Below are 22,823 nucleotides of genomic sequence, written 5' to 3'. Positions count from 1 at the left end.
CCTGTATGGCCTTATAGTAGCGCTTAATTTCAGATACAACGTAGTTTATTAGCAAAAAATTAATGTAAATTCTAATCTCTATAAAACGCTTAAAAATCACCACTAATGAAACTCAGACAATTATTTATCCTTTCCGCAATTGTAGTTGGCTTCATAATAATATCGTGTAATGGTTACAATGGGACTGTAATACCAGTAGATATAGATGAAAAATACAGTAGTATTCTTATAGATTCTTCTTCAAAAGCACTTTTTTTATACGATTCGAAATCTAATCCTAATGGTAAAGTTAGAGGTTATCAGGGATGTTCGTCAATAGGATATGATAAAGGTATAATATATGCAGCATGGATATCTGGCGTTAAGGATGAAGAAATCGGAAACTATATTTCGGTGGCAGCGAGTAAAGATGATGGTAAGAGTTGGGATTTAGATAAATTAACAATAGCTCCAATTCAAGATAGTGTAAGGCATTTTGACCCTTCGTTTTGGTCTGATAGATATGGAGTACTAAGAATGAATTGGACAACCTCTACTGGTATGTGGGATGGAGGAATTGGAGGTACTTGGAGTATTCGAATGAAATATGAATTAAATGAGATTAAAATTTCTTCACCACAAAAAATGTTTAACGGGGTAATGAATGTAAAACCTATACATCTAGGTGTAGATAGTTCATCAATTTTATTTCCAGTTTCAGGGTGGAACATAACAGAGGGTATTTATAATGGTGAATTTTTTAAACAGACTTTACCTCAATATAATGGAGTGTTTCTATACAAATCAGTTTATCGGAATACTCCCAAGCTTTTATTGGCTCCTACAAAATTTGTAAAAATACCAACTAGCCAGCCACGAGTGCATGATGAGGCCATGGTTCTAGATTTAGGTATGAACACTCTAAAATGTTTCTTTAGAACACAAAAAGGTATTTTTACGAGTGTAAGTACAGATGGTGGTTTGAACTGGTCTAGCCAAATTGCATTCAAAGATTTAGGGCCAACAGCTGTAAGTCGTTTCTATGTTGGTAGATTAAAATCAGGAAATATATTACTAGTAATGAATGCAAGTACAGAAAGAGAAATGTTGACGGCTTTTTTATCTAAAGATAACGGTGAAACATGGCCATATAAATTATTAATTGATCGAAGGAAAGGGGCGTCATACCCTGATATAATTCAGAAAGAGAATGGGGTGATTTGTATGATACATGATTATAAAAGATACCCTAATGGAGAAATTAAATTTACACAATTCACTGAAAGTGATATTATTTCAGGTGACGTAAGCAAAGTGGTTTCTACTACTATTAGTTCGTTAAGGTAGGCTTAGTCTCAATGTAATGCTTATTTATAGAACTAGTAAAAAACCAATTGAACATTAATCGAAAACATGAATATACTTGTATTTGGAGGCGTTGGACAATTAGGACAATGCATACAGAAAGTTGCAGAGCAAAAGAATATCAGTGACTTAATTTACTTAGATGAAAAAGAGGGAAATATCCTTGATTTAGAGCTGTTAAAGGCATTGTTCCAACAATATACCCCAAGTTATGTAATCAACTGTGCAGCTTATACTGCGGTAGATAAAGCTGAAGATGAAGTAGAAATTGCTCGAAAAGTCAATAAAGACGGTGCTGCAAATTTGGCTATATTAAGTGCTGAGTTTGATGCTACATTGATACATATTTCTACAGATTTTGTCTTTGAAGGTAATCAGACAGGCTTGTTAACAGAAGAGGACATTGCAAATCCAGTTGGTGTTTATGGTTTGACGAAGTTGGAAGGGGAAATAGCTATTCAGGAAACAACACAAAAATATTTTACGTTAAGAACTAGCTGGTTGTATTCAGAGTTTGCCAATAATTTTGTTAAAACGATGATCCGTCTGGGCAAAGAGCGTTCGGAGTTAGGCGTAATCGTTGATCAGGTGGGTTCTCCTACTTATGCAGTTGATTTGGCTGAGGTTATAATCCATATCATCGAGTCAAAATCTGAAGCGTATGGCTTATATCATTTTAGTAACGAAGGGGTTACTTCATGGTATGATTTTGCTACTGCCATTTTTGAATTGGCTGATTTAACGGTAAAAGTGAAAGCTCTAAAAACCTCAGAGTATCCGACCAAAGCGAGAAGACCTTTCTATTCTGTGATGGACAAAACTAAGATTAAACAAAATCTAGGGGTGGCAATTCCATATTGGAGAGATAGCCTTAAGGTTTGTTTAGAAGAATTAGGTAATTAAATTGTATTTTATTGTGATTGATATTTTTTTAGGGTTTCAAGAAAATTTAAACTTTCTTGAAACCCTATTTTTTTAGCGTTCTCTAGAATTTTGAGCATACCGTTTACGCATTTTCACCTTCAATTAAATAATTAGGAAAGTTAAGTATTTGTACAATTCTAAGAATTAGCCTATCTTTGATTAACTCAAATACACATAATATTCTTGCTACTAAATAGCCTTTCCAATAACAAGTAATTGTATTAAAACAGATTTTAAGTTCATTTATCAAAAAGCCTTACTTATGATGCCTAAAATGAATCAATTTTCATTGATGCTAATATTTTGTCTTTTAAGTACCGTGATGGTTAATGGGCAAAAGTTTACTCAAGATATAGGGTTAGGGGTATCTGCATCGACCATGGGAGTTGGACCGGAAATCTCGTACTATCCAGAAAAGTACCCTCATTTTGGAATACGTTTTCACTGGGTGCAGTTTGGTTTCAATGATTCTGTACATATCAATTTGGCTGACAAAAAAAGCTTGGATATAAAACCAACTATTCAAAAGCAAGTAGGAGCATTTTACTTTGACTACTTTCCCTTTAAGAAAAAGCGGTGGCACTTATTTGCTGGGGTATCATATAATCTAAAACAAGATTACCTGTTCAATGTAACTACCAAAACAGGAGTGTCGTTAGGAGGAATTGATATACAAGCAACAGATTTTGGGAGTATCAATCTCGGAATTAAATGGTCTGATTGGATGCCTGCGATGGGTTTTGGTTATTTGGGGAATATATACAAAAATAGAGTATTACTAGGAATAGATTTTGGATTGAGCTATATGGGAAGTCCAAAATTACAAGTGAGCTATGAAGGTTTTTTAGAGACTACTACTTTAGACCAGCAAATTCCTAAACTAGAGCGTAATATTCGAAATTATTCGTACTACCCCAATTTGAATTTTCAATTGAAGTACTTATTAGGAAAAAGCGAAAACTCCAAAAAGGAATAAATATGAAAAAGATATTCATCTTATGTATGATAGCCTTGGTTGGTTTTTGGGCTTGTCAATCACCTCTGGAGGGTTTTGAGCTAGGTTTTAAAGATCCCATTGAAAAGGCTAAAATTGAGATTCATTTTTACAATCCTTCTGGCACATTGCCATCGGATTTAAAAATTAGTTTTGCAGGACAAGATTCAAATTTGGTGGTGACCAATTTGAATACCAAAAAATTTAAAGTTAGCCCAGAAGGCCTCTTAATAGTGGCAGTATCCCCTGAAGTAATTCCTAGTATCGATAAACCGATTAAGTTTACGATAGTGGCAGATGCCAATGGATATACCAAAGCTACTCGAATGGTTGTTTTTAATAGTCAATCAAATCAAAGCGTTTGGATTCCTATATTTAATGAAAACACCCCGCCATCTGGTGTAACTAGTAAAGAGGTAAGCATTCCGAACGTACAAAGTGGTGGATTATCCGCTAATCAGACAATATCTACTGGCACACAGAAAGCAGAGAATGCCAGTTTATTACTACAAGCAGGAACGCAATTTACAGATATAGATAACAAATCAGTGTCGGGTAATATTAATTTGTCAATTCAACACTTTGATAACAGAGGAGCTACAAGAGGGTTTCTACCAACCAACGGCATTGCGACTAATCCTGTGGATGTAAATGGGAAATCCTTACCTAATCCTTTTGATTTACCTTACTTGGCTGGCTTTGTTTCGATGGTGATGAGTAATGAGCAGGGGCAGATTGTAAAGTATCTTTCAAAACCGATTACACTAACTTTAGAGTTGAATTCTGCGACTTATAATCCAAGAACAAAAGTCAATATTAAAGCGGGTGATGGGATTCCTATATTTAGTTATGATGCGGATAAATACCTATGGAAGGTGGAGGGGGAGGCAAAAGTAGTGCAAGAAGGAAATAAGTTGGTAGCAAAGGTTAATATCACACATCTTACTGACTGGGTGCTTGGCTGGGATAGAGAAATATGTAGACAAGGACCTACCTTCGTATTTAAAAGTAATTTTAATGATGTAGATATGGGTTACTATTGTCAACTTGTCGATTCAAAAACAAATCAAGTATTACGAGAGTATTATCCGGGTATTGGTAATGGCTGGTCATTTGCGCTAACTTATCTACCCAAAGATGCAGAATTTATACAATTGAAAGTGTATAACTATAACGGGTATTGGGGCGGAAATAAGACGACACCAGTAGCTACTACCAAAGAATTGGAGTTTTGTAATCCGCAGTCGGTGGAAGTAGATGTTCGTAGTATTCCGACACCACCGTCTGTGGAAGTGGCATTTGATATAGTCTGTTCTGCAGGTAAATCAATTGATGTGGAGGCTCTGCCAGCAACTTTTAAAATTCAATATTCTGCTGTGGGTAAAAATAATTGGCAAGACTTGATTGAGATGAGAAGACCCAATACTAAAGCCAAAACCTATAAGGTAAGAGAAAAAAACACGTATGACTTTAGAGCCAGTACTGATGGAGGAGTAACATGGCCATACAAACAGTTGAATAAATACTTGGAATCTACTCGAATTGCTTATAGAATCGAAGATAAAGGCTTTTGTAAATAGAGGTTAAAGAATACTTATTAGTTATTTACCTATAAATAACTAATTGAGCTTAAATTTGTTCCAAGTAAAGGTTATATATAAATTAGTGGAATATTTTTGTTGGATGTTTTCCAGAAACATATTCAATCCAGCAGTTTAGAATTATGAAAAGTTTAGGGCACTATCGGTTATTTTCAGACATACTTTTTGTTGCAGTGTCATTTGTAATGGCAGCAACGATTAGTGGTCGAGAGCCTAGTAAATTAGATGGGGGAATTGTTATTTTTTTGATGGTTGCTTGGTATTTTTCAAGTAAAGCAACTAACCTCTATGATGATTTTCGTACAGTTAAGTTTATTGATGAATTTCTATTGGTATTACCTAACATCATGGTACAAATGATGGTGTTGGTTACGTCTTTCTTTATGTTGGATGATCGTATGCATGCTCGTAAAGTGGTTTTACTTTTTGTTGTAATCGCTACAATTGTCTTAACAATCAAAAAATATTTAGCAAAAAAAATAGCACAGTTTCGTAGAATCAATGGCAAGAATGTTCGTAAAGTAGTTATTGTTGGAGCTAGTGATACAGGAATGTCTTTTTATGAAATGCTTAACAAAACCTCACATTACGGCTATAAAGTAGTAGGTTTTGTAGATACTTTTAAGCCTGTGCATCTCAATGGAATGTATAAGGGAACTCCAGATGAATTAGAAAGAGTTTTACATGATACAGATGCCGATGAGGTAATCATTACTCTAGAGAAGTTTGACCAAGAGCAGTTAGATACTATTATCAAAACTAATGATAAATTAGCAGTACGTACTCGTATTATCCCTGACTATTTCCGCTTTAACTCAAGCCGATTTAGTGTTGAGATGTTTGGTAAGTTTCCGATTGTTACCGTACGTCATGAACCTTTGGATTATTTACATTGGAGAGTCCTCAAGCGAGGTTTTGATATTGTTTTTAGTTTATTGGTATGTGTATTGGTATTTTCGTGGCTGTTTCCGATATTGGCTATTCTGATTAAATTGAATTCTAGAGGACCTGTCTTTTTCATTCAAGAACGTTGGGGAAGAGGAAGTAAACCAATCAAATGTTTTAAGTTTAGATCTATGTTGGTAGATGCCCCAGATATGGATAAATCAGGTAAGTTTATGCAAGCAGGGCAAGATGACCCACGAATCACAAAGATTGGAAGATTCTTGAGAAAGTCAAACTTTGATGAGTTACCTCAGTTTTTAAATGTTATTATGGGTGATATGTCGGTGGTTGGTCCACGACCACATGCCGTAAAACATAATATTGAGACCATGGGTAAAATCGATAATTATTTGGTTCGTCACTGGGTAAAACCAGGCATTACAGGCTTAGCGCAGGCTAATGGATACCGAGGAGAAACGACGGACTTTAACTTAATGAGAAAAAGAGTACATTTTGATATTTGGTATATCGAAAACTGGAGTTTTTGGTTAGATATCAAAATCATTTTTATGACAGCTTATAATATGATTAAGGGTGAACCTAACGCCTATTAGTAATAAATATAAATGGATACTCTTAATTTTAAATATTGAAATTTTTAAGGTATGACCAATAATAATTATGTAATCATCATGGCTGGCGGAGTAGGAACAAGATTCTGGCCTTTCAGTCGTATTACTAATCCAAAACAGTTTCATGATGTACTTGGTACAGGTAGAACATTGTTGCAACAGACAGCAGATCGTTTTGAGGGAATATGCCCTCATGAGAATATTTATGTAGTAACCAGTGAAGATTATGTAGATTTGGTATTAGAACAGTTACCATTTTTACGTAAAGAACAAGTATTGGCAGAACCTATTCGTCGTAATACTGCCCCTTGTGTAGCTTATGCTTCGTACAAAATTGCCAAAGCAAATCCTGATGCCAATATTGTAGTCGCGCCAGCCGATCATATTATTCTCAAGGAAAAAGCCTTTGAGTCTAAAATCGTGACAGCGCTTGAGGCTTCAGCAAAAGGTGATGTATTAGTAACTTTAGGTATTAGTCCAACTCGTCCTGATACAGGTTATGGGTATATTCAATATACTCAAAACGAAGGAGAGGTAAAGAAGGTGAAATCCTTTAGAGAAAAACCTAATTTAGCGCTAGCACAAGAGTTTTTATCTAGCGGAGAGTATGTTTGGAATGCGGGAATTTTTATTTGGACAGCTAAAAGTATTTGCCAAGCGTTTCAAAAGCATTCCCCTCGTTTGCATGAAATTTTTGAGGCTGGTAACGATGCCTATTTTACAGAACAAGAAGAACATTTTGTCCATAATGCCTACCAAAGTTGTGAGAGTATTTCGATAGATTATGCCATTATGGAAAAATCTGACAACGTACATGTAGTGTTAGGAGATATAGGTTGGTCTGATCTGGGAACATGGAAGTCATTGTATGAAGTGTCTGAAAAAGATGATTTAGGTAATGTAATAGATGGAAATACTATGCTTTATGATGTGAAAGATAGTATTATCAAAACGCCTCAAGGTAAATTGGTTGTGATTAAAGGCTTAGAGAACTTTATTGTAGCCGAATATGACAATGTTTTAATGATTTGCCCTAAAGATCAGGAACAAAAAGTAAAAGACTTTGTGGCAGATGCAGGAGAAAAAGATAGCTGCTTTATATAGGTATGCTAAAGAAGGGCTGATTTGAGGCATTTAATAGGCTTGCAATATTAATTTTGCTTAAAGAAGGGCGATAGATTTATATTTCTATCGCCCTTTTTATTCTATAATAACCTTTGAGCAACTTCCTTCCAACGACGTTTTGCAATTGGAACAATGGTGCCATCAGATAGCATCAAAGAGGTTTTATTGTAAGAGACCACAAATTTTAGATTAATGATAAAGGCTTTATGAACTCTAATAAATTGATTAGACTTGGCTACAAGTCTGGGTAATAATTCTTTTAAAGTAATTGAGAAAATCTCAGGAGGACGCTCAATTTGCTTAATGATTGAATAATTAATATTTGCCTGAATATAAATGATGTTTTCGAATGGAATAGTTACATCATAACGCGGTCGATCTTTAAACTCAGGAGGGCAAGGATCTAGTAAGTATGGGTAACAATTTTTAGTCATATAATATTAGGTGTTAATGAGGTAGAGCTGGATATTCTAAAGTAAAATTAGTCTAGACATCCATAAATAATTGTTTGTTTTTAAAGTTGTAGTTTTCCAAAATTTGCATTTCCTTATTTAGTTCTCCAAGTTTTTTCAATCTACCTAAATGGCGCTCATGATGTAAATCGGTACCGATTAAATCATACAACTTATTTTTAAGTAGATATTTGGCACAGTCTTTAATATCTGGTCCATAATAGCCCTCTATGGCAAGTATGTTTAATTGTAGGAGACATCCCAAATCCTTTAACCTTTCAAAAGCTTCAGGTGTTTTATGCCAATATCTATATCGTTCTGGATGAGCAATAATGGGTGTGTAGCCTCTTTTGGTCATCTCAAAAACCCTCTGTTCGAAGTTCATTAAGGGCGCAATCATAGGATATTCAGCCAAAATATATCGAGGTTGAGGAAATGGTATAATTTCTTCGTTTTGAAGTAATTCTGTGAAATTATCATCAATGTAGTATTCTGAAGAAGCATCTAGTTCGACATTTAAGCCTTTCTGAAGAGTTGCTTTTTTTACATCAGCCAATTTTTCTCGAATAATAGTTGGGGTATTTGGATACACTTCCATTCGAATATGAGGCGTTGTAATGAGCTTTTTAAATCCCATATTTTGAAGCCCTTCTATCAATAATAAACTAGTTTCAATATCGGGAGAACCATCATCAATGCCAGGCAAAAGATGAGAGTGAATATCAACAGCCACCTGATTGGATAGAAATTCGATAATTCGATTTTGTTTACTTTGTTGGGATTTGAAAAAAGAGAACATAAATTTAATGAAAAGGAAAAGTTTACTTAGTATTTTAATCGTCTGTATGGTAATCAAAGATAAAGCAATCAGAGCAGAAATATCTTACCTATGGCTAATTGAGCAATGGTTATGGAATAATAAAACTTATTAGTACCAATAAAACTGTAAAATTAGTAAAATATCATTTTTGTCACTAAGATAAAATATTAGAAGCTAATTAGAATTTAGGGGCTTACTGACGAATAATAAGTGTTGATACGTTTTTATAAAAGTTAAAGGAGAATTTTAAATTAGAGATGAAATATGGTTTTGAGTCGATAAAATTATCCTAACTATAGGGCTTGCAAGTATTTTTTTACACATTTATCCTCATGATTACCAATATTATAGGGAATATTCTTCGATAGCATAAGAAATATTGCAAATATCAAATAACTAATGGCAGACTAAATATCATCATTATCAAATAAATATTTTTTTGTAATATTGTATGAAATATTTGTACAATTTGATTTGAGAAAATTCTTGCTAGATTTATAGATATCCAAGTAAATAATCACTAAATAATATTTTAAATAATCACTAAATAAAATGACCACAGTAATTGTTTTACTTTCAGCTATTGTTGCTTCTTCATGTATTGAAGCGATTATAGAGACAAGCGATTTGTTTACATCTCGTCGCTCTAGATAGTGAAGAAAATTTCAGAAAGCCAATCGGGAGTGATGGTGAAGTATGAAATGAAATTTTGACGTAAACGTTCCTTAGTATTTAATAAACGCCGCCTTCGTCAGTATTTCATATAGCACGCAAACGAGCTAATAAACATCAAGGCTTCCTTCATGTTTAATAGCTCGTTTTTATTTTGAGAAATCTCAAATGATTGAAAACCATAATCACTATTAATAGAACTCCTAACTTCTTGCAAAATCGTCGTACCGTGTCGTGCTATCGACTAATTGACGAATATTCTTCCAATTTTTTTTCTCAGATGTGTATCTTTAACTTTCGATGAAGAGATAGGGGATAACCACTGATTACCATGAGTTTACTTGCTAAAAAATTAAATATTCTAATTGTCGAGGATCATGACGAGGAGTATAATCTTTTATTGGATTGTATTCAGAATTCTGGTGTTCTGACTGAGCATATTGTACATGCTAAAACTGTTGCAAAAACCAAGGATTTTTTGCTCGGTGAAATGAAGTTCGACTTGGTGTTTGTCGATTTGAACTTGAAGCATCATCAAGATGCAGAATTTTTCTTGCAAATTATGGACTGGGTCGATCACAAATTACCCATTGTGGCTTTGTGTGAAGTGGCTTCGCCTGAAACTACCTTGTTGGCGTTGATCAATGGTGCCAAACATTATTTGATAAAGGGCGATTATGATGAGCAAGGTGTTGAGAAAGTGATTAAAGATTGTTTTTCTATTGTTGATTCTACAGGAGGATATTTTGAAAATAGAGAGTTTTTAGGTGATGGCCTTGCCCTTGGTGCTGTATGGGATATAGATTTGATTCATCACCAAGTTAAGCGCTCTGGGAAGCAATTTTATGAATCTTTAGGATACAACAATGATGAATATAATAAAGAATTTGATTTTTGGGAAGCAAAACTACATCCTGACGATTCTCAAAGGGTAGTTAGTACCATTCAAAAATCATTGGCCGATAATACCAAACGCTATTGGGAGGTTGAATATCGTTTTCGTAAATCAGATGGTTGTTATACTTGGGTCAACGAGAGGGGTTATATATTAAATGATTCGTTTGGTAGACCTTTTCGCATCATTGGTGCGATTATTGATATAAATGATAGAAAGGAAAAGGAGGGGCAAATCCAATTCCTCGATCACCAACTGGGTGCGTACTTTTTTCATAATCCTTATCCTATGTGGATTTATGATAATGAAAGTTATGCATTTTTGGAGGTAAATACGGCCGCTATTCAAAAATACGGCTATACTCGTGAAGAGTTTCTCCAAATGACCTTAAGGGATATCCGACCAGCACAAGATTTGGTGCAACTCAAAAATCTTCCGAAAGACATTGTTTCATCAAACCCTGTCAGACATTGGCAGGTAAGACACCTGAAAAAAAATGGTGAAATCATAGACGTGGAGGTTACCGCAACGGATATTCAGTTGACCAATGTAATGGCAACCAAAGTGATGGTTATTGATATTACAGAGCAGTTGCGGGCTCGAAATGAGCGTACGTTTGTGTTGGAGGTGGTAGAAAAACTTCGACAAGAAGCTCATTTATTGGATGGACTCAACGCCATTCTCAAATATGTAAGAGAATATATTCAGTGGCAATACGGTGAGATTTGGCTTACTGATTCTTCATGCGATAGTATCAAAATGATAACTCATGATTTTGATACCAATGCTCCTGTTGATTTACAAACTTTTGCTACCCCAGTTGCATTTACTTCTATCCCTATCGAACAAACGGTGTTTAGACGCAAATCTAAGCATCAGAAAACGTATTGGATTGAAGATTTGAATACAGAAGAGTTGTTTCAACGAAAACAACTGGCCAAAGAACTGGGATTACGTTCTGCGTTTTCGGTGCCCATTAGTTATAAAGATAATTATGTGGCTTGGGTGGTTTTTTTTAGTGATAAGTTTAGTCGGAAAGATATTGCGTTAATCAATTTAGTCGAAAGTATATGTCGCCAATTGGGCTACGAAATCCGCAGACGTAACTCCGAAGAGCAACTTCAGTATATCTTCAAATTTAGTCGAGATTTGATGGGTATGGCCAATCCTCGTGGATTTATGACGCAGGTCAATAATGGTTTCAAGAAGGTATTGGGTTACGATGAGCATACTTTGACCACCAAACCGATTCATCGATTTATTTATCAAGAAGATTGGCCGATTTTACAAAACGCCCTAGATGAATTACGTAATGATAGGGTCAGTTCGCCGTTTGAACTACGCTGTGTGGCGGTGGATAATAGTATTAAGTGGATTAATTGCACAGTGACTCAAATTCCAGCAGAAGATTTGATTTTTATTTCGGGTAGAGACATTACTCGTAGAAAAACAAGCGAAGATGAACGTGAAATGCTCATTAAAGAGTTGCGAGAAAGTAATAAGGACCTAAAGCAGTTTTCCTATATTACGTCGCACAACTTGCGAGCACCGTTGTCTAACCTTTTGGCAATATTAGACCTCATTAATCCTAATAATGTCAAGGATGAAATGACTTTATTTTTACTTGAAAAATTTAAAGAGTCAACTCATGCCTTAAATCATACGGTAAATGATTTATTGGACATATTAGTTATCAAAAATAATGTTAATATTGAGCAACAATCCTTAGATTTAGAAAATGAGCTTCATAAATCGTTAGAAAGATTGACTTATTTGCGTCAAGATAAAGAAGTAACGATCACAATGGATTTTTCGGGTGGAAAAGAAATCTATTTTAATGCTACTTATCTGGAATCCGTTTACCAAAATTTGATTACGAATGCTTTTAAATACCAATCGCCTGATCGTAATCTTGAGCTAAGAATCTTTACTAAAGAAACAAAGGGCTTTTTAAAACTTTATTTTGCTGACAACGGAATAGGTATCAATTTACAGCGCCATGGCGATAAAATCTTTGGTTTGTATCAACGATTTCATCATCACCCAGACAGTAAAGGCTTAGGGCTATACATCATTAATTCGCAGATAAGAGCTTTAGGAGGAATGATCGACGTACAAAGTGAAGAGGGAGTTGGGACTACGTTTATTGTTTCTTTCAAGAAAAATTAATTGATATTAGTGTTAAATGAGAATTACCTTTTTTGTGATTAATTGATTAAATAAGATAAACGAAATCGCTTTACTGTAAGACATGATTTTGAGATAAATGAAAATCTGGTTTATACACGAAAATCCTTCGCTTATACGATTTTGTATGAAAGTCTAAAATAGTATTAGTTAATTAGTAATTCAGAATAAAAGTTAGGTTTTATTGATGTAGATATAACAGCAATATTTCATAAATAAGTATTGATAAAATACCTTATTAGAAGTGGGTACTTATTTTGCGCTGGAAAGACCTTCATTTTACCCTAACTTAATTATTTGAGGTTCGTAAATTTATAATTTAAAATGATGATTGAAAGTGTACTCGTTGTAGATGACGATTTGATAGCACTCTCACTTTGTGAGTTTGCCATCAAGAATAGTGGCTTTTCGAAGAAGGTTCAGACAGTAAAAAATGGAAGAGAAGCACTAGACATATTTTATGCACTAGAAGATGGTACATCTCCAGACGGAATTGTTCCTACACTGATTTTTTTGGATTTGAATATGCCCGTAATGGATGGATGGGATTTTTTGAAAGCTTATCTTCAAAAATTCGCTACTCAATATCCCGAAACTAAGGTGTGTATCCTTTCTTCGACTATCGACCCAGAAGACTTTGTAAAGGCTGGAAAGTATAAGATTGTACTTGAGTTTATTAGCAAACCTCTCACCATGGAGATTTTGAATGAGCTCAAAAAAAGCAGCCAATTGAAGAAATACTTTAATTAAGTTTGCCCGCAATAGGCATTAGGCTTTATGCTGTACGCAAAAAGAATCAAAGCTTCTTGCGAAATTATTAATGCATTTTTGCTTAGTGCCTATGGCTTTTACCAAAAGAGTAATAATACAATTTAATTTTTCATTGTCTCTAATTGAATACCATATCAGATGTGTTATACTGAAGACTTGAAATTTTCTTTTTGTTGGAAATTCCAAATCATAAATCTGAAATTGTCCTACTCAATCGGAATACACAAGGTAGCTATAACCATACCTTCTTGTTCGCTAAAAAGCAATTTCGCTTTGCCATTATACATGTGATTGAGCCTTCTTTCAAGATTTTTTAGGCTTGTTCCATAAAAATTATCCTTCTTTTCAAGAACTCCCGTATTTCTGACGATAATATACAAATGAGTTTCTTCGCTTCGGGTGTGAATAAAAAGCTCACCGCCTTTTCTCAACTTACTTACTCCATGCTTAATGGCATTCTCTACAAGCAGATATAAGGACATGGAAGGAATACGAAAATTCAAGGATTGATTTTCGAGCTTGAAATGATAGGTAAGTCTTTTATCAAATCTAATTTTTTCTAAATCAAGATATTGTTGCATCATCAGTAGCTCATCCATGAGCTGTATCATTGGCGTTTCGCTGATGGTTAGCGACTTTCTGAGAATATCCGATAATTGAATAATGGATTTTTGAGCTAAGGGAGGGTCTATTCTAACTAAAGCTTTGATAGAATTTAAGGAATTGAATAAAAAATGAGGATTCAATTGACTTTTCAGGCTATCTAATTCGGTGCTTCGGATGAGATTTTGAACAGTTGCTTCTGTACGTAGATCCACGTAAAACTGTTTTACTGTACGAATAGACAAGTATAAAGAAAGCCAAATACCTGCGCCTAATAGACCAATAGCTGATGTTTGGGTCCAAGTAATGCTATCTAGAGAAGGTAAGATAAGAGTCAAACATCCTTTGTAGGCAAGCGAAAACAGTAACGCAGAAACAATCAGAAAGCCAAAACTATACTTGATATTGCGATTGAGCAAATGTAAGCTGAATTGAAATTTGGCAAGAATGCTATACAGTGCATAGCCAATAGCATGCCCAATAATATTAAAAGGTATGACAAGCATCATCCATTCCCAAATCGTAAGTGGCGATTGGAGAATAGCCAAGAGCATACATACGCTAAAACCTAGCCATCCAAAAATTTGGGCAGACCAGTAAAGGCGGTTCATTTTCATCGAATCAATTAGTTGTAACTAAGAGCGTTTCTTAATGGGTTTGATAAAATGCGGTATCAGTGCACCAGAAACTCGTCAATAGAATTGCTTCTATGACTCATAACAAAATAGCATAAATCAACTCTGGGTTTGGAAACCAAGAGTAAATTCTTTGGTTAGAGATAAAAAACCGAGTGAAATGTCATAATTACATTGCACTCGGTTACAAAAATAGAATAAGTATTGAAATATCCGAATCCTTAGAGAAGGAAATAAAATCAAAAAAAATCTGTAAAATACTTCTGTTAACAAGAATTTTATGACAATAGTCTAGTTAACAATCTGTAGTATAGAGAAGTATAATGACAAGTCGGCTATCTTGGTTTTGTAATATTTAAGAGAAATGTGGAACTAACACAGAGTGCTGTTTGATCTCTTTAATCACTTTCAAGGTAAGGGGCTTGCTGATAAATTCGATAATGATGTCGTAATTGCTGGCTCTCTGTATATCTCTTGGGTCGATACTCGATGAAAGAACAATGATGCGAGTTTCTGGAAAAAGTTTATTAAATCCTTTACGGATAAATTCATCTAGAAAATCCCAACCATTCATAACAGGCATATTCAAATCTAAGAAAATGATTGCAGGCACACTAATATTCGTATTGTTAGAATCATCTACAATATCGTTGAAATAATCGATTGCTTCCTGCCCATTTTGCGCTTTATCGACCTCTTCGGCAAAGGTAAAGCGTTTTATGACCATATCACAAAGTGATAAAGTGACAGAGTCATCGTCTACAAGTAAAACTTTCTTCAACATGTTGGTAATCATAATTTGACAGTGGTATATGAGGCTGAAGCGCTCTTGTAACAAATTAAAAGGTGTTAGCAATCACATCTTGCCTTATATACGAAGATTTTTGTTGGGCGGACTTTTCGTAAGAAATTTAATATCAATGATTTTATGGGTATGGCTGAAAACCACATAAAGATATTAATTATTTACAATAAACCAGAAAAATTTTAGTGGTTATATACAGATTGTTTTGCTAACTGAGTAAATGGTAACACTAAAACCTTGCCAAAGTGTTAATGCAATATAATTTTTCGTGAATTGGGCAAGAATAACGGTTGGCTGACAAGAAATACTTATTCACTAGCAGATAAACGCGGTTGAGTTGTTTGTAAATTCTCATCAGCCTATGACTAATTATTATTATAGTTCAGTCAACGGAAATGTATGTTCAATTTTGAATCCTTTTTCTGTTGAAACGACCGTTGCGCAGTCATGATTGGGGTCATGGTCAAAGAAGAGCACCCATTTTTCCTCAGCTGCTTTTGAAAGAATACTTGTCTTTTCTTCCATCGTCTGGAGCGGTCGGATATCATAGCCCATCACATAAGGTACAGGAATATGCCCTGCCGAAGGAATCGTATCCGCCACAAACAAAACAGTTTGTCCTTGGTAATTTATTTTGGGCATCAACATTTTTTCGGTATGACCATCAGCCAATAAAAACTCTATGTTCTCAAATGAAGGTTGGTCTTTATCGATACAATAAAGCTGTCCTGCTTCTTGTAGCGGTAAAATATTGTCTTTGAAAAAAGTCGCTTTTTCACGCATATTGGGGTTTAGTGCCCAATCTAGGTGCTTCGAATGTGTCCAATATTTAGCATTCGAAAATGTGCTTTCGAAGCCTGTTTGGGCTTTATTCCATTGTACAGCGCCTCCACAATGGTCAAAATGCAAATGACTTAAGATTACATCAGTGATGTCGTTTTCCGAAAATCCTGCCTTCCGAATAGAACTGATTAAGTCTGATTCGCCATGTCGATAATAATACGATTGCCATTTAGCATCCTGTTTATCGCCCATACCTGTGTCAACCAATATAAGCTGATTTCCTTGCTCGATAAGTAGACATCGCATCTTCCATGTACAAAGATTATTTTCGTCGGCAGGTGACCATTTGTTCCAGAAAGTTTTTGGAACAACTCCAAACATTGCACCTCCATCTAATTTGAAGTTGCCAGCATCGATACTGTAAAGATTCATAACTGTTCTTGAGTTTTGTCTTGTTAAACATTTGCAAGATAAGAGAAGTTGAGTAAATTATAGATGGAATAGAGAAAAAGGGAATAGGGACGAGGGCATAGGGGTTAGGGGATAGTGAAAAGAAGATAGGTGTGAGGAAGAGGATAGTGAAATGAAATTAACAGATAACAAATACACAAATAACGGATACACAGATAACGGATACACAGATAACATCTATATGAAAAAAATTGGCTTAGTTTTATCTGGAGGAGGAGCAAGGGGTATTGCTCATTTGGGAGTACTCAAATCATTAGTTGAGCAAAAAATCCCTATTGATTACATTTCAGGATGTAGCGCAGGTTCTATTGCTGGAGTAATGTTTGCCGCAGGGTATTCTCCTGATCATATTTTTGAAATAGTGGTTTCCTCCAATACCCTCAAGGCTTTTCGTCCTGCATTTAGCCGATTGGGTTTGTTGCGTATGCAAAAAGCAGAGGAGATATACCTCAAATATCTTCCACACAATTCGTTCGAAAATCTTAAACTGCCTTTGTTTGTGAACGCCACAGACATTATGCAGGGAGAAAGTGTATTTTATTCTTCTGGAGAACTCATCAAGCCAGTCTTGGCATCTTGTAGTATTCCTGGCTTGTTCGAACCTGTAACGTTTGATGGGCGAGTACTTGTTGATGGAGGGGTGTTGAATAATATGCCTATTGAGCCGCTTCAATCACGTTGTGATTTTATCATTGGAAGTCACTGTAATCCTTTTGGTAAAAATCCGAATATCAAATCAATACCAAGTGTACTTCAAAAAAGTCTTTATTTAGCCATTAATAATAACTCCAAACCTCGCCTTGCACAGTGTAATTTACTGATAGAACCGCCTGCTCTAGTAAATTTTGAACCTCAGGACGTGAGAAAAGCGAAAGAGATTTTTAAAGCGGGTTATGACTTTGCCTCCTCACTCGATTTACCTCAATTGCTGAGTGTTTAATTTGTTTTAAATAAACTTTGAATAGTACAATATTTTGTTGTTGTGAAAATTATTACTTTTTAATAGTGAATTAACATTTGGTAATAAATGTGAGAAATCGATAAAAAAATTGCTTTTTTTGAAAAAAAACTATGATAAAAAACCCTTTGAGTGAAATTACTTGGACACATATTGGTTATTCGTCTACAAAAAATGCCAATTGGTAGTAATTACTCAAAATGTCGGCAATAGATTGCCACTTTGATTTTTACCTCTTTCCAAAATCTCTTCAAAACCCCTTTCTACTTATTCAAATTTCTTAAAAAGTCATTTTGTCTCTTATTGGAAAAGTTATAATTTGAGACTGCAATACAAATTTTTAACCTTTACTAAATACTACAATTTATGAAGAAAAGTCTCCTCTTGACTTTTCTCGCTACCTTATTGTCCTGTGCGTTTTTACAAGCACAAGAACGTAAGGTGGTGGGAAAGGTGACGTCTGCCGAAGACGGAACGAGTTTACCAGGAGTATCTATTACACTGGTCGGCACTACCAAAGGTGCTCAAACTGATGCTTCGGGCAATTACTCTCTTCCTGTTAGTGGCGCTAATGCCGTTTTACGTTTTTCTTTTGTGGGTTTTGAAACCAAAGAAGTTCCCGTTGGAACACAAACAACTATTAATGTGCAGTTGGGAAGTGACACCAAGCAACTTTCGGAGGTAGTCGTTACAGCACAAGGAATCGTGCGCGAAAAACGTGCCTTGGGCTATTCTATCACCACGCTCGACAAGAAAGTAATGGAAGACAGACCCCAAGCGGATGTTGGTCGGGTTTTACAAGGAAAAATTCCTGGGGTAAATATCACCTCAACTTCAGGGGTATCGGGTACAGGAACCAACATCACGATTCGTGGATACTCGTCTATTACGGGTTCGGTACAACCTTTGTTTGTGGTCGATGGTGTTCCATTTAACTCCAATACTAACACTCGTGGAGGCTTTACTGGCGGTGGACAATCTTCTTCGAGCCGTTTCTTGGATATTGACCCTAACAATGTTGAAAATGTAACAGTATTGAAAGGCTTAGCCGCAACGGTTACGTATGGCGACCAAGGACGAAATGGCGTAATTTTGATTACGACTAAAAATGGTACTAAAAAAGCTCGTAAAACAGAGTTTTCAGTAACGCAATCTTTGTTTACCAACACGGCTCATTTACCTCGTTACCAAAATACCTATGTTGGTGGCTTTCAGCAAAACTTAGGATATTTCTTTAGTAACTGGGGACCATCCTTGGCTGAATCGTATTTGTATCCTTCTCAAAATACCAATACAGCCTTGACAACTCACCCTTATGCGTTTTTTACTAATACCACAACTCGTGCTGCAATGGCTGATTATGTGGCGTCGGTGAGTCCTTACAAAATGGAAATTTTTCCCAATAACGTAAGCGATTTTTTCAGAACAGGACTTATTTCGAATACTTCCCTGAATATTTCAGGAGGAGGCGAAAAAGTGAGTTACAACGTATCAGCAGGATATAATGCAGAACAAGGTTTTATTCCTGAAAACGGGCTGAAAAGATTAAATATTGGTTTGGGTTTGAATGCTCAACTAACTAAAAAGCTTTCAGCCACTACGTCATTTAATTTTGCTAATACCGACCAATATGCACCACCGTTGAGTGCTGGACAAGGTAACAATGCCAATGATTTCCCTTCTGTGTTGGCCAACGTTTTGTTTACACCACGCCAAGTAGATTTGATGGGCTGGCCTTACGAAAGTCCAGTCGACGGAAGTTCGGTGTACTTCAGAAGTGGTAATGATATTCCCAATCCACGTTGGATTTTAGCAAATTATAAAACCACAGGCGTAGTAAACCGCTTTTTCGCAGCTACTACTTTCAACTATGATTTAGCGAAAGATTTACTTTTGTTATATAAAATAGGCTTGGATACTTATGACGAGCAGCAAGAATATATGTTGAATAAAGGAGGTGTATCTTATGTGAATGGTTTGTATAATACCTTAAACTTTAAGAATACCATTTGGGATAACTCGTTGATATTGTCGTATAATAAAACATTATCTGACAAATTGACCATGTCAGGTAAAATCGGTGGTAATATGCGAAATGATAGATTTTCATCATATAGTATTACCAGTCAAAACCAATTGGCGAGAAACTTGTTTCGTCACTCTAATTTTATTGACAACGTAGCAAGTAATTATACAAGTGAGCAAACTCGTTTGGGGGTATTTGGTGAAATAACAGCCGATTATAACAACTATTTGTTCTTGAACTTGGCTGGTCGTAACGATTGGACATCTACTGTAGAAAAAGAAAATAGACAGATTTTCTATCCATCTGCCAGTTTGTCTTTTGTACCAACAACTGCTTTTGAAGGTCTTGCCAGTAATACAGTCAATTTCTTAAAAGTGCGTGCAGGTATTGGTACTTCAGCAGGTTTTCCTAATCCTTACCAAACACGTAACATCCTAAATCAAAATGCCAGAGGCTGGTTTACAACAGGACCAATTCAGACCCACTCTGTAGACAATACTTTAGGTAATCCTAACCTAAAACCAGAGCTTCATACTGAAACAGAATTTGGTTTGGAAGGTAAATTGTTCAACAACAAATTGAGCTTCGATTTAACGGTTTATCGTCGTGATACCCGTAATCTGATTACTTCAGCACCATTGGATGCTGCCACAGGTTATACCAGTACAACCATCAACGTAGGTAAAATTCGTAACCAAGGTATTGAGTTGAGTTTGTCTGGAACACCATTTACTAAAGGAGATTTTAGTTGGGATGCAACTTTCAATTTTTCAAGAAATACGCCTGAAGTATTGGATTTGGGAGGGACTATTCAAGAGGTACAAATTTCAGGTTTCGGTTCATCGTTGGGTAACTATGCGATTGTTGGAAAGCCTTTTAACATTATTAAAGGTACGGGCTTCCGTAGAGATGCACAAGGACGATTGTTGATAGATGCTTCAGGTAACTTACAGGCAACAACTACTCCTGTGATTTTGGGTGACCCTAACCCTGCTTTTGTAACCAGTTTGATTAATACCTTCAATTACAAGAAGTTTTCTTTGAACGTCATGGTATCGTATCGTCATGGAGGCGCTATATACTCATCTACGGCAGGAGCTTTATTGGGTAGAGGTCTGACTATCGAAACGGGTCCAGAAACAGGTTATGACCGTGCACAAACCTTTGTTTTTCCAGGGGTAAAAGCAGATGGAACACCTAATAATATCCAAATTACTGGTTCTGACGTGTACTTCAACAACGTATTCTTCTTTGGTGACGAAGGTCGTATGTACGATGGCTCTACGATTCGTTTGCAAGAAGTAGCACTTTCATATAGCCTACCTAAGAATTTCTTAAATCGTTTTGGTATCAAGGGCGCAAGCTTGTCGGTAACTGGTAATAACCTTTGGTACAAAGCCCTTCATATTCCAACTGGGTTGAATTTGGATACAGACAACCTTGGTTTAGGAGTAGGTAATGGTCTTGGTTTTGACTTCTTGACAGGACCAAGTGCACGCAGAATCGGTGGCTCTCTCAAGTTATCGTTCTAATATTCTTACACAGAAATTTGGTGTAGAAATTACTTTAAATCTGATTAGATGATGATAAAGAAAATACATTTTTTATGGCTCGCGTTGATGTCGATAGTCATAAGCTCGTGTAAGCTCGACTTATTAGACAACCCCAACGCTGTGACTACCAATAATACAGATATTAACTATTTGGCTAGTCAAATTCAAGTGAGTTATGCTACTCACTTCAACCAAGTGGGCGACCCAGGAATGCGCCTTACTCGTATGCTCAACGCTGGTGCAGCCATTTATGATAATGCTGTAACGCCAGGAGGTATGGACGGAGCTTGGACCAACGCTTACGCTGGAATTTTGAATGATATTAAAACGCTGATTCCTTTAGCAGAGCAAGGAGAGTTTTTTGTTCATGCAGGCGTAGGACGTATATTGAGAGCGTCTGTATTGATGAACTTCGTAGATATTTTTGGCGATGTTCCTTATACCGAAGCACTTGATCCCGCTAATTTTAACCCAAAAGTAGATGGGGGTGCAACTTTGTACACAGTTGCATTAGCAGATTTGGATAAGGCTATCGAAAACCTTAATGCCAAGTCAAAATCAGGTTTGACTGTGGATCTTTATTATGGTGGAACAATTGATAACTGGATTCGTGCTGCGAATACTTTGAAACTGAAAATCTATTTGAATAGAAAATTGATAGATGCTGCAGGTTCAAAAACAGGAATTAATACCTTGATTGCAGGAAACAAATTGATTTCGACAACTACTCAAAACTTAACTTTTAAGTATGGAACAACTCAGGTAAACCCTGATAACCGTCACCCACGTTATGCTGGTCAATATTCACCAACAGGCGGAGGCGATTACCAATCAAATGCTTATATGGGTTTGATGTATGATAAAAAAGACCCTCGTATTAGAGCCTATTTTTATCGTCAGGTAACGGTTAATTCAAAAGACGTGAACGAAATCCGTTGTATTACCAATCAGAAACCTAATCACTACGCTGCTACTGATTACTACTGTTTACCAACAAATGTTGGTTATTGGGGACGTGACCACCTAAGTAACGAAGGTATTCCACCCGATGGTTTGAAAAGAACCGCTTGGGGGTTATATCCTGCGGGGGGATTATATGACAATGATGCGGGCAGACCTGTATCTCTTGTAGCAGGAGCGGCAGGAGCAGGGATTCAGCCTATATTGATGTCGTCTTTCACCGATTTTATGTTGGCCGAATCGGCTTTGACTTTAGGTACTACTGGCGATGCAAGAGCTTTGTTAGAATCTGGATTACGTAAATCAATGGCGGATGTTCGTGCGTTTATGTTGGCATCGGCTGAGTCGAGCAAAATCACTGCATTTGAAACCAGTAATAACATTGTGTGGGCTGACCAAGTAAATAACTATGTACAAGCAGTGCTTGCTGCCTATGATAGTGCTACAACAAGCTCGGCTAAACTCAACGTGATTGCAACAGAATATTGGTTTGCTTTGTACGGTAATGGAATAGAGGCTTACAACTTATATCGTCGTACGGGTATGCCACTCAATTTGCAACCAGCACTTGACCCTAATCCAGGACCGTTCATTCGTTCATTCTACTATCCAACGGCGTTTGTGAGTAGAAATGTCAATGCCAAACAAAAAGCCAATATGACTTTGCCTGTGTTCTGGGATAATAATCCTGCGAGTTTATTCAAATAGGCGATAATTTTTTAAAGTT

Annotated in this window: 16 protein-coding genes; 11 read left to right on the top strand and 5 right to left on the bottom strand. The window is 36.0% G+C overall.

Annotated features, from left to right (window positions below; genetic code table 11):
- Positions 1–105 precede the first annotated feature (105 nt).
- From QM481_RS02390 to QM481_RS02365, 6 genes are all read left to right on the top strand, one after another.
- On the top strand, positions 106–1,326 hold the full coding sequence (locus tag QM481_RS02390; protein WP_283380515.1) for a sialidase family protein: 1,221 nt from the start codon (positions 106–108) through the stop codon (positions 1,324–1,326).
- A gap of 66 nt (positions 1,327–1,392) precedes the next feature.
- Positions 1,393–2,247, top strand: a complete 855-nt coding sequence (gene rfbD / locus QM481_RS02385) for a dTDP-4-dehydrorhamnose reductase (RefSeq protein ID WP_283380514.1) — start codon at positions 1,393–1,395, stop codon at positions 2,245–2,247.
- A 295-nt stretch (positions 2,248–2,542) separates the two neighbouring features.
- Complete coding sequence (locus QM481_RS02380; RefSeq protein WP_283380513.1) at positions 2,543–3,244, top strand: hypothetical protein; 702 nt, start codon at positions 2,543–2,545, stop codon at positions 3,242–3,244.
- A gap of 2 nt (positions 3,245–3,246) precedes the next feature.
- The gene (locus QM481_RS02375) at positions 3,247–4,842 is read left to right on the top strand and encodes a hypothetical protein (RefSeq protein WP_283380512.1); all 1,596 of its coding nucleotides are present in this window, start codon (positions 3,247–3,249) and stop codon (positions 4,840–4,842) included.
- Positions 4,843–4,985: 143 nt separating this feature from the next.
- Positions 4,986–6,362: an undecaprenyl-phosphate glucose phosphotransferase gene (locus QM481_RS02370; protein ID WP_283380511.1), complete on the top strand. Its 1,377-nt coding sequence runs from the start codon at positions 4,986–4,988 to the stop codon at positions 6,360–6,362.
- 51 nt (positions 6,363–6,413) lie between these two features.
- Positions 6,414–7,484: a mannose-1-phosphate guanylyltransferase gene (locus QM481_RS02365; protein ID WP_283380510.1), complete on the top strand. Its 1,071-nt coding sequence runs from the start codon at positions 6,414–6,416 to the stop codon at positions 7,482–7,484.
- Positions 7,485–7,585: 101 nt separating this feature from the next.
- On the opposite strand, the gene QM481_RS02360 is transcribed toward QM481_RS02365, so the two are convergent.
- Positions 7,586–7,939 carry a LytR/AlgR family response regulator transcription factor gene (locus QM481_RS02360; protein ID WP_283380509.1) on the bottom strand — a complete coding sequence of 118 codons (354 nt, stop codon included), beginning with the start codon at positions 7,937–7,939 and terminating at the stop codon, positions 7,586–7,588.
- Positions 7,940–7,991: 52 nt separating this feature from the next.
- On the bottom strand, positions 7,992–8,756 hold the full coding sequence (locus QM481_RS02355; protein ID WP_283380508.1) for a tyrosine-protein phosphatase: 765 nt from the start codon (positions 8,754–8,756) through the stop codon (positions 7,992–7,994).
- A gap of 1,024 nt (positions 8,757–9,780) precedes the next feature.
- On the opposite strand from QM481_RS02355, the gene QM481_RS02350 reads away from it, so the two are divergent.
- Positions 9,781–12,513 carry a PAS domain-containing protein gene (locus tag QM481_RS02350; protein WP_283380507.1) on the top strand — a complete coding sequence of 911 codons (2,733 nt, stop codon included), beginning with the start codon at positions 9,781–9,783 and terminating at the stop codon, positions 12,511–12,513.
- Between the two features lie 342 nt (positions 12,514–12,855).
- Entirely contained in the window at positions 12,856–13,281 is a 426-nt protein-coding gene (locus QM481_RS02345; RefSeq protein WP_283380506.1) for a response regulator, read from the top strand.
- Between the two features lie 227 nt (positions 13,282–13,508).
- On the opposite strand, the gene QM481_RS02340 is transcribed toward QM481_RS02345, so the two are convergent.
- The 3 genes from QM481_RS02340 to QM481_RS02330 form a co-directional block, all read right to left on the bottom strand.
- Positions 13,509–14,522 (bottom strand): sensor histidine kinase, encoded by a 1,014-nt coding sequence (locus tag QM481_RS02340; RefSeq protein ID WP_283380505.1) that lies wholly within the window; start codon positions 14,520–14,522, stop codon positions 13,509–13,511.
- Positions 14,523–14,895: 373 nt separating this feature from the next.
- Complete coding sequence (locus QM481_RS02335) at positions 14,896–15,336, bottom strand: response regulator (RefSeq protein WP_283380504.1); 441 nt, start codon at positions 15,334–15,336, stop codon at positions 14,896–14,898.
- A 384-nt stretch (positions 15,337–15,720) separates the two neighbouring features.
- Entirely contained in the window at positions 15,721–16,560 is an 840-nt protein-coding gene (locus tag QM481_RS02330; protein ID WP_283380503.1) for an MBL fold metallo-hydrolase, read from the bottom strand.
- Positions 16,561–16,711: 151 nt separating this feature from the next.
- On the opposite strand from QM481_RS02330, the gene QM481_RS02325 reads away from it, so the two are divergent.
- The 3 genes from QM481_RS02325 to QM481_RS02315 all read left to right on the top strand — a co-directional run bounded on the left by QM481_RS02325 (position 16,712) and on the right by QM481_RS02315 (position 22,804).
- Entirely contained in the window at positions 16,712–17,539 is an 828-nt protein-coding gene (locus tag QM481_RS02325) for a patatin-like phospholipase family protein (RefSeq protein ID WP_283380502.1), read from the top strand.
- 384 nt (positions 17,540–17,923) lie between these two features.
- On the top strand, positions 17,924–21,115 hold the full coding sequence (locus QM481_RS02320; RefSeq protein WP_283380501.1) for a SusC/RagA family TonB-linked outer membrane protein: 3,192 nt from the start codon (positions 17,924–17,926) through the stop codon (positions 21,113–21,115).
- Between the two features lie 48 nt (positions 21,116–21,163).
- Positions 21,164–22,804 carry a SusD/RagB family nutrient-binding outer membrane lipoprotein gene (locus QM481_RS02315; protein ID WP_283380500.1) on the top strand — a complete coding sequence of 547 codons (1,641 nt, stop codon included), beginning with the start codon at positions 21,164–21,166 and terminating at the stop codon, positions 22,802–22,804.
- Positions 22,805–22,823 lie beyond the last annotated feature (19 nt).

This window comes from Flectobacillus rivi, assembly GCF_030056655.1.
GTDB lineage: Bacteria > Bacteroidota > Bacteroidia > Cytophagales > Spirosomataceae > Flectobacillus > Flectobacillus rivi.
This window is presented reverse-complemented; position numbering and strand designations above follow the sequence as displayed.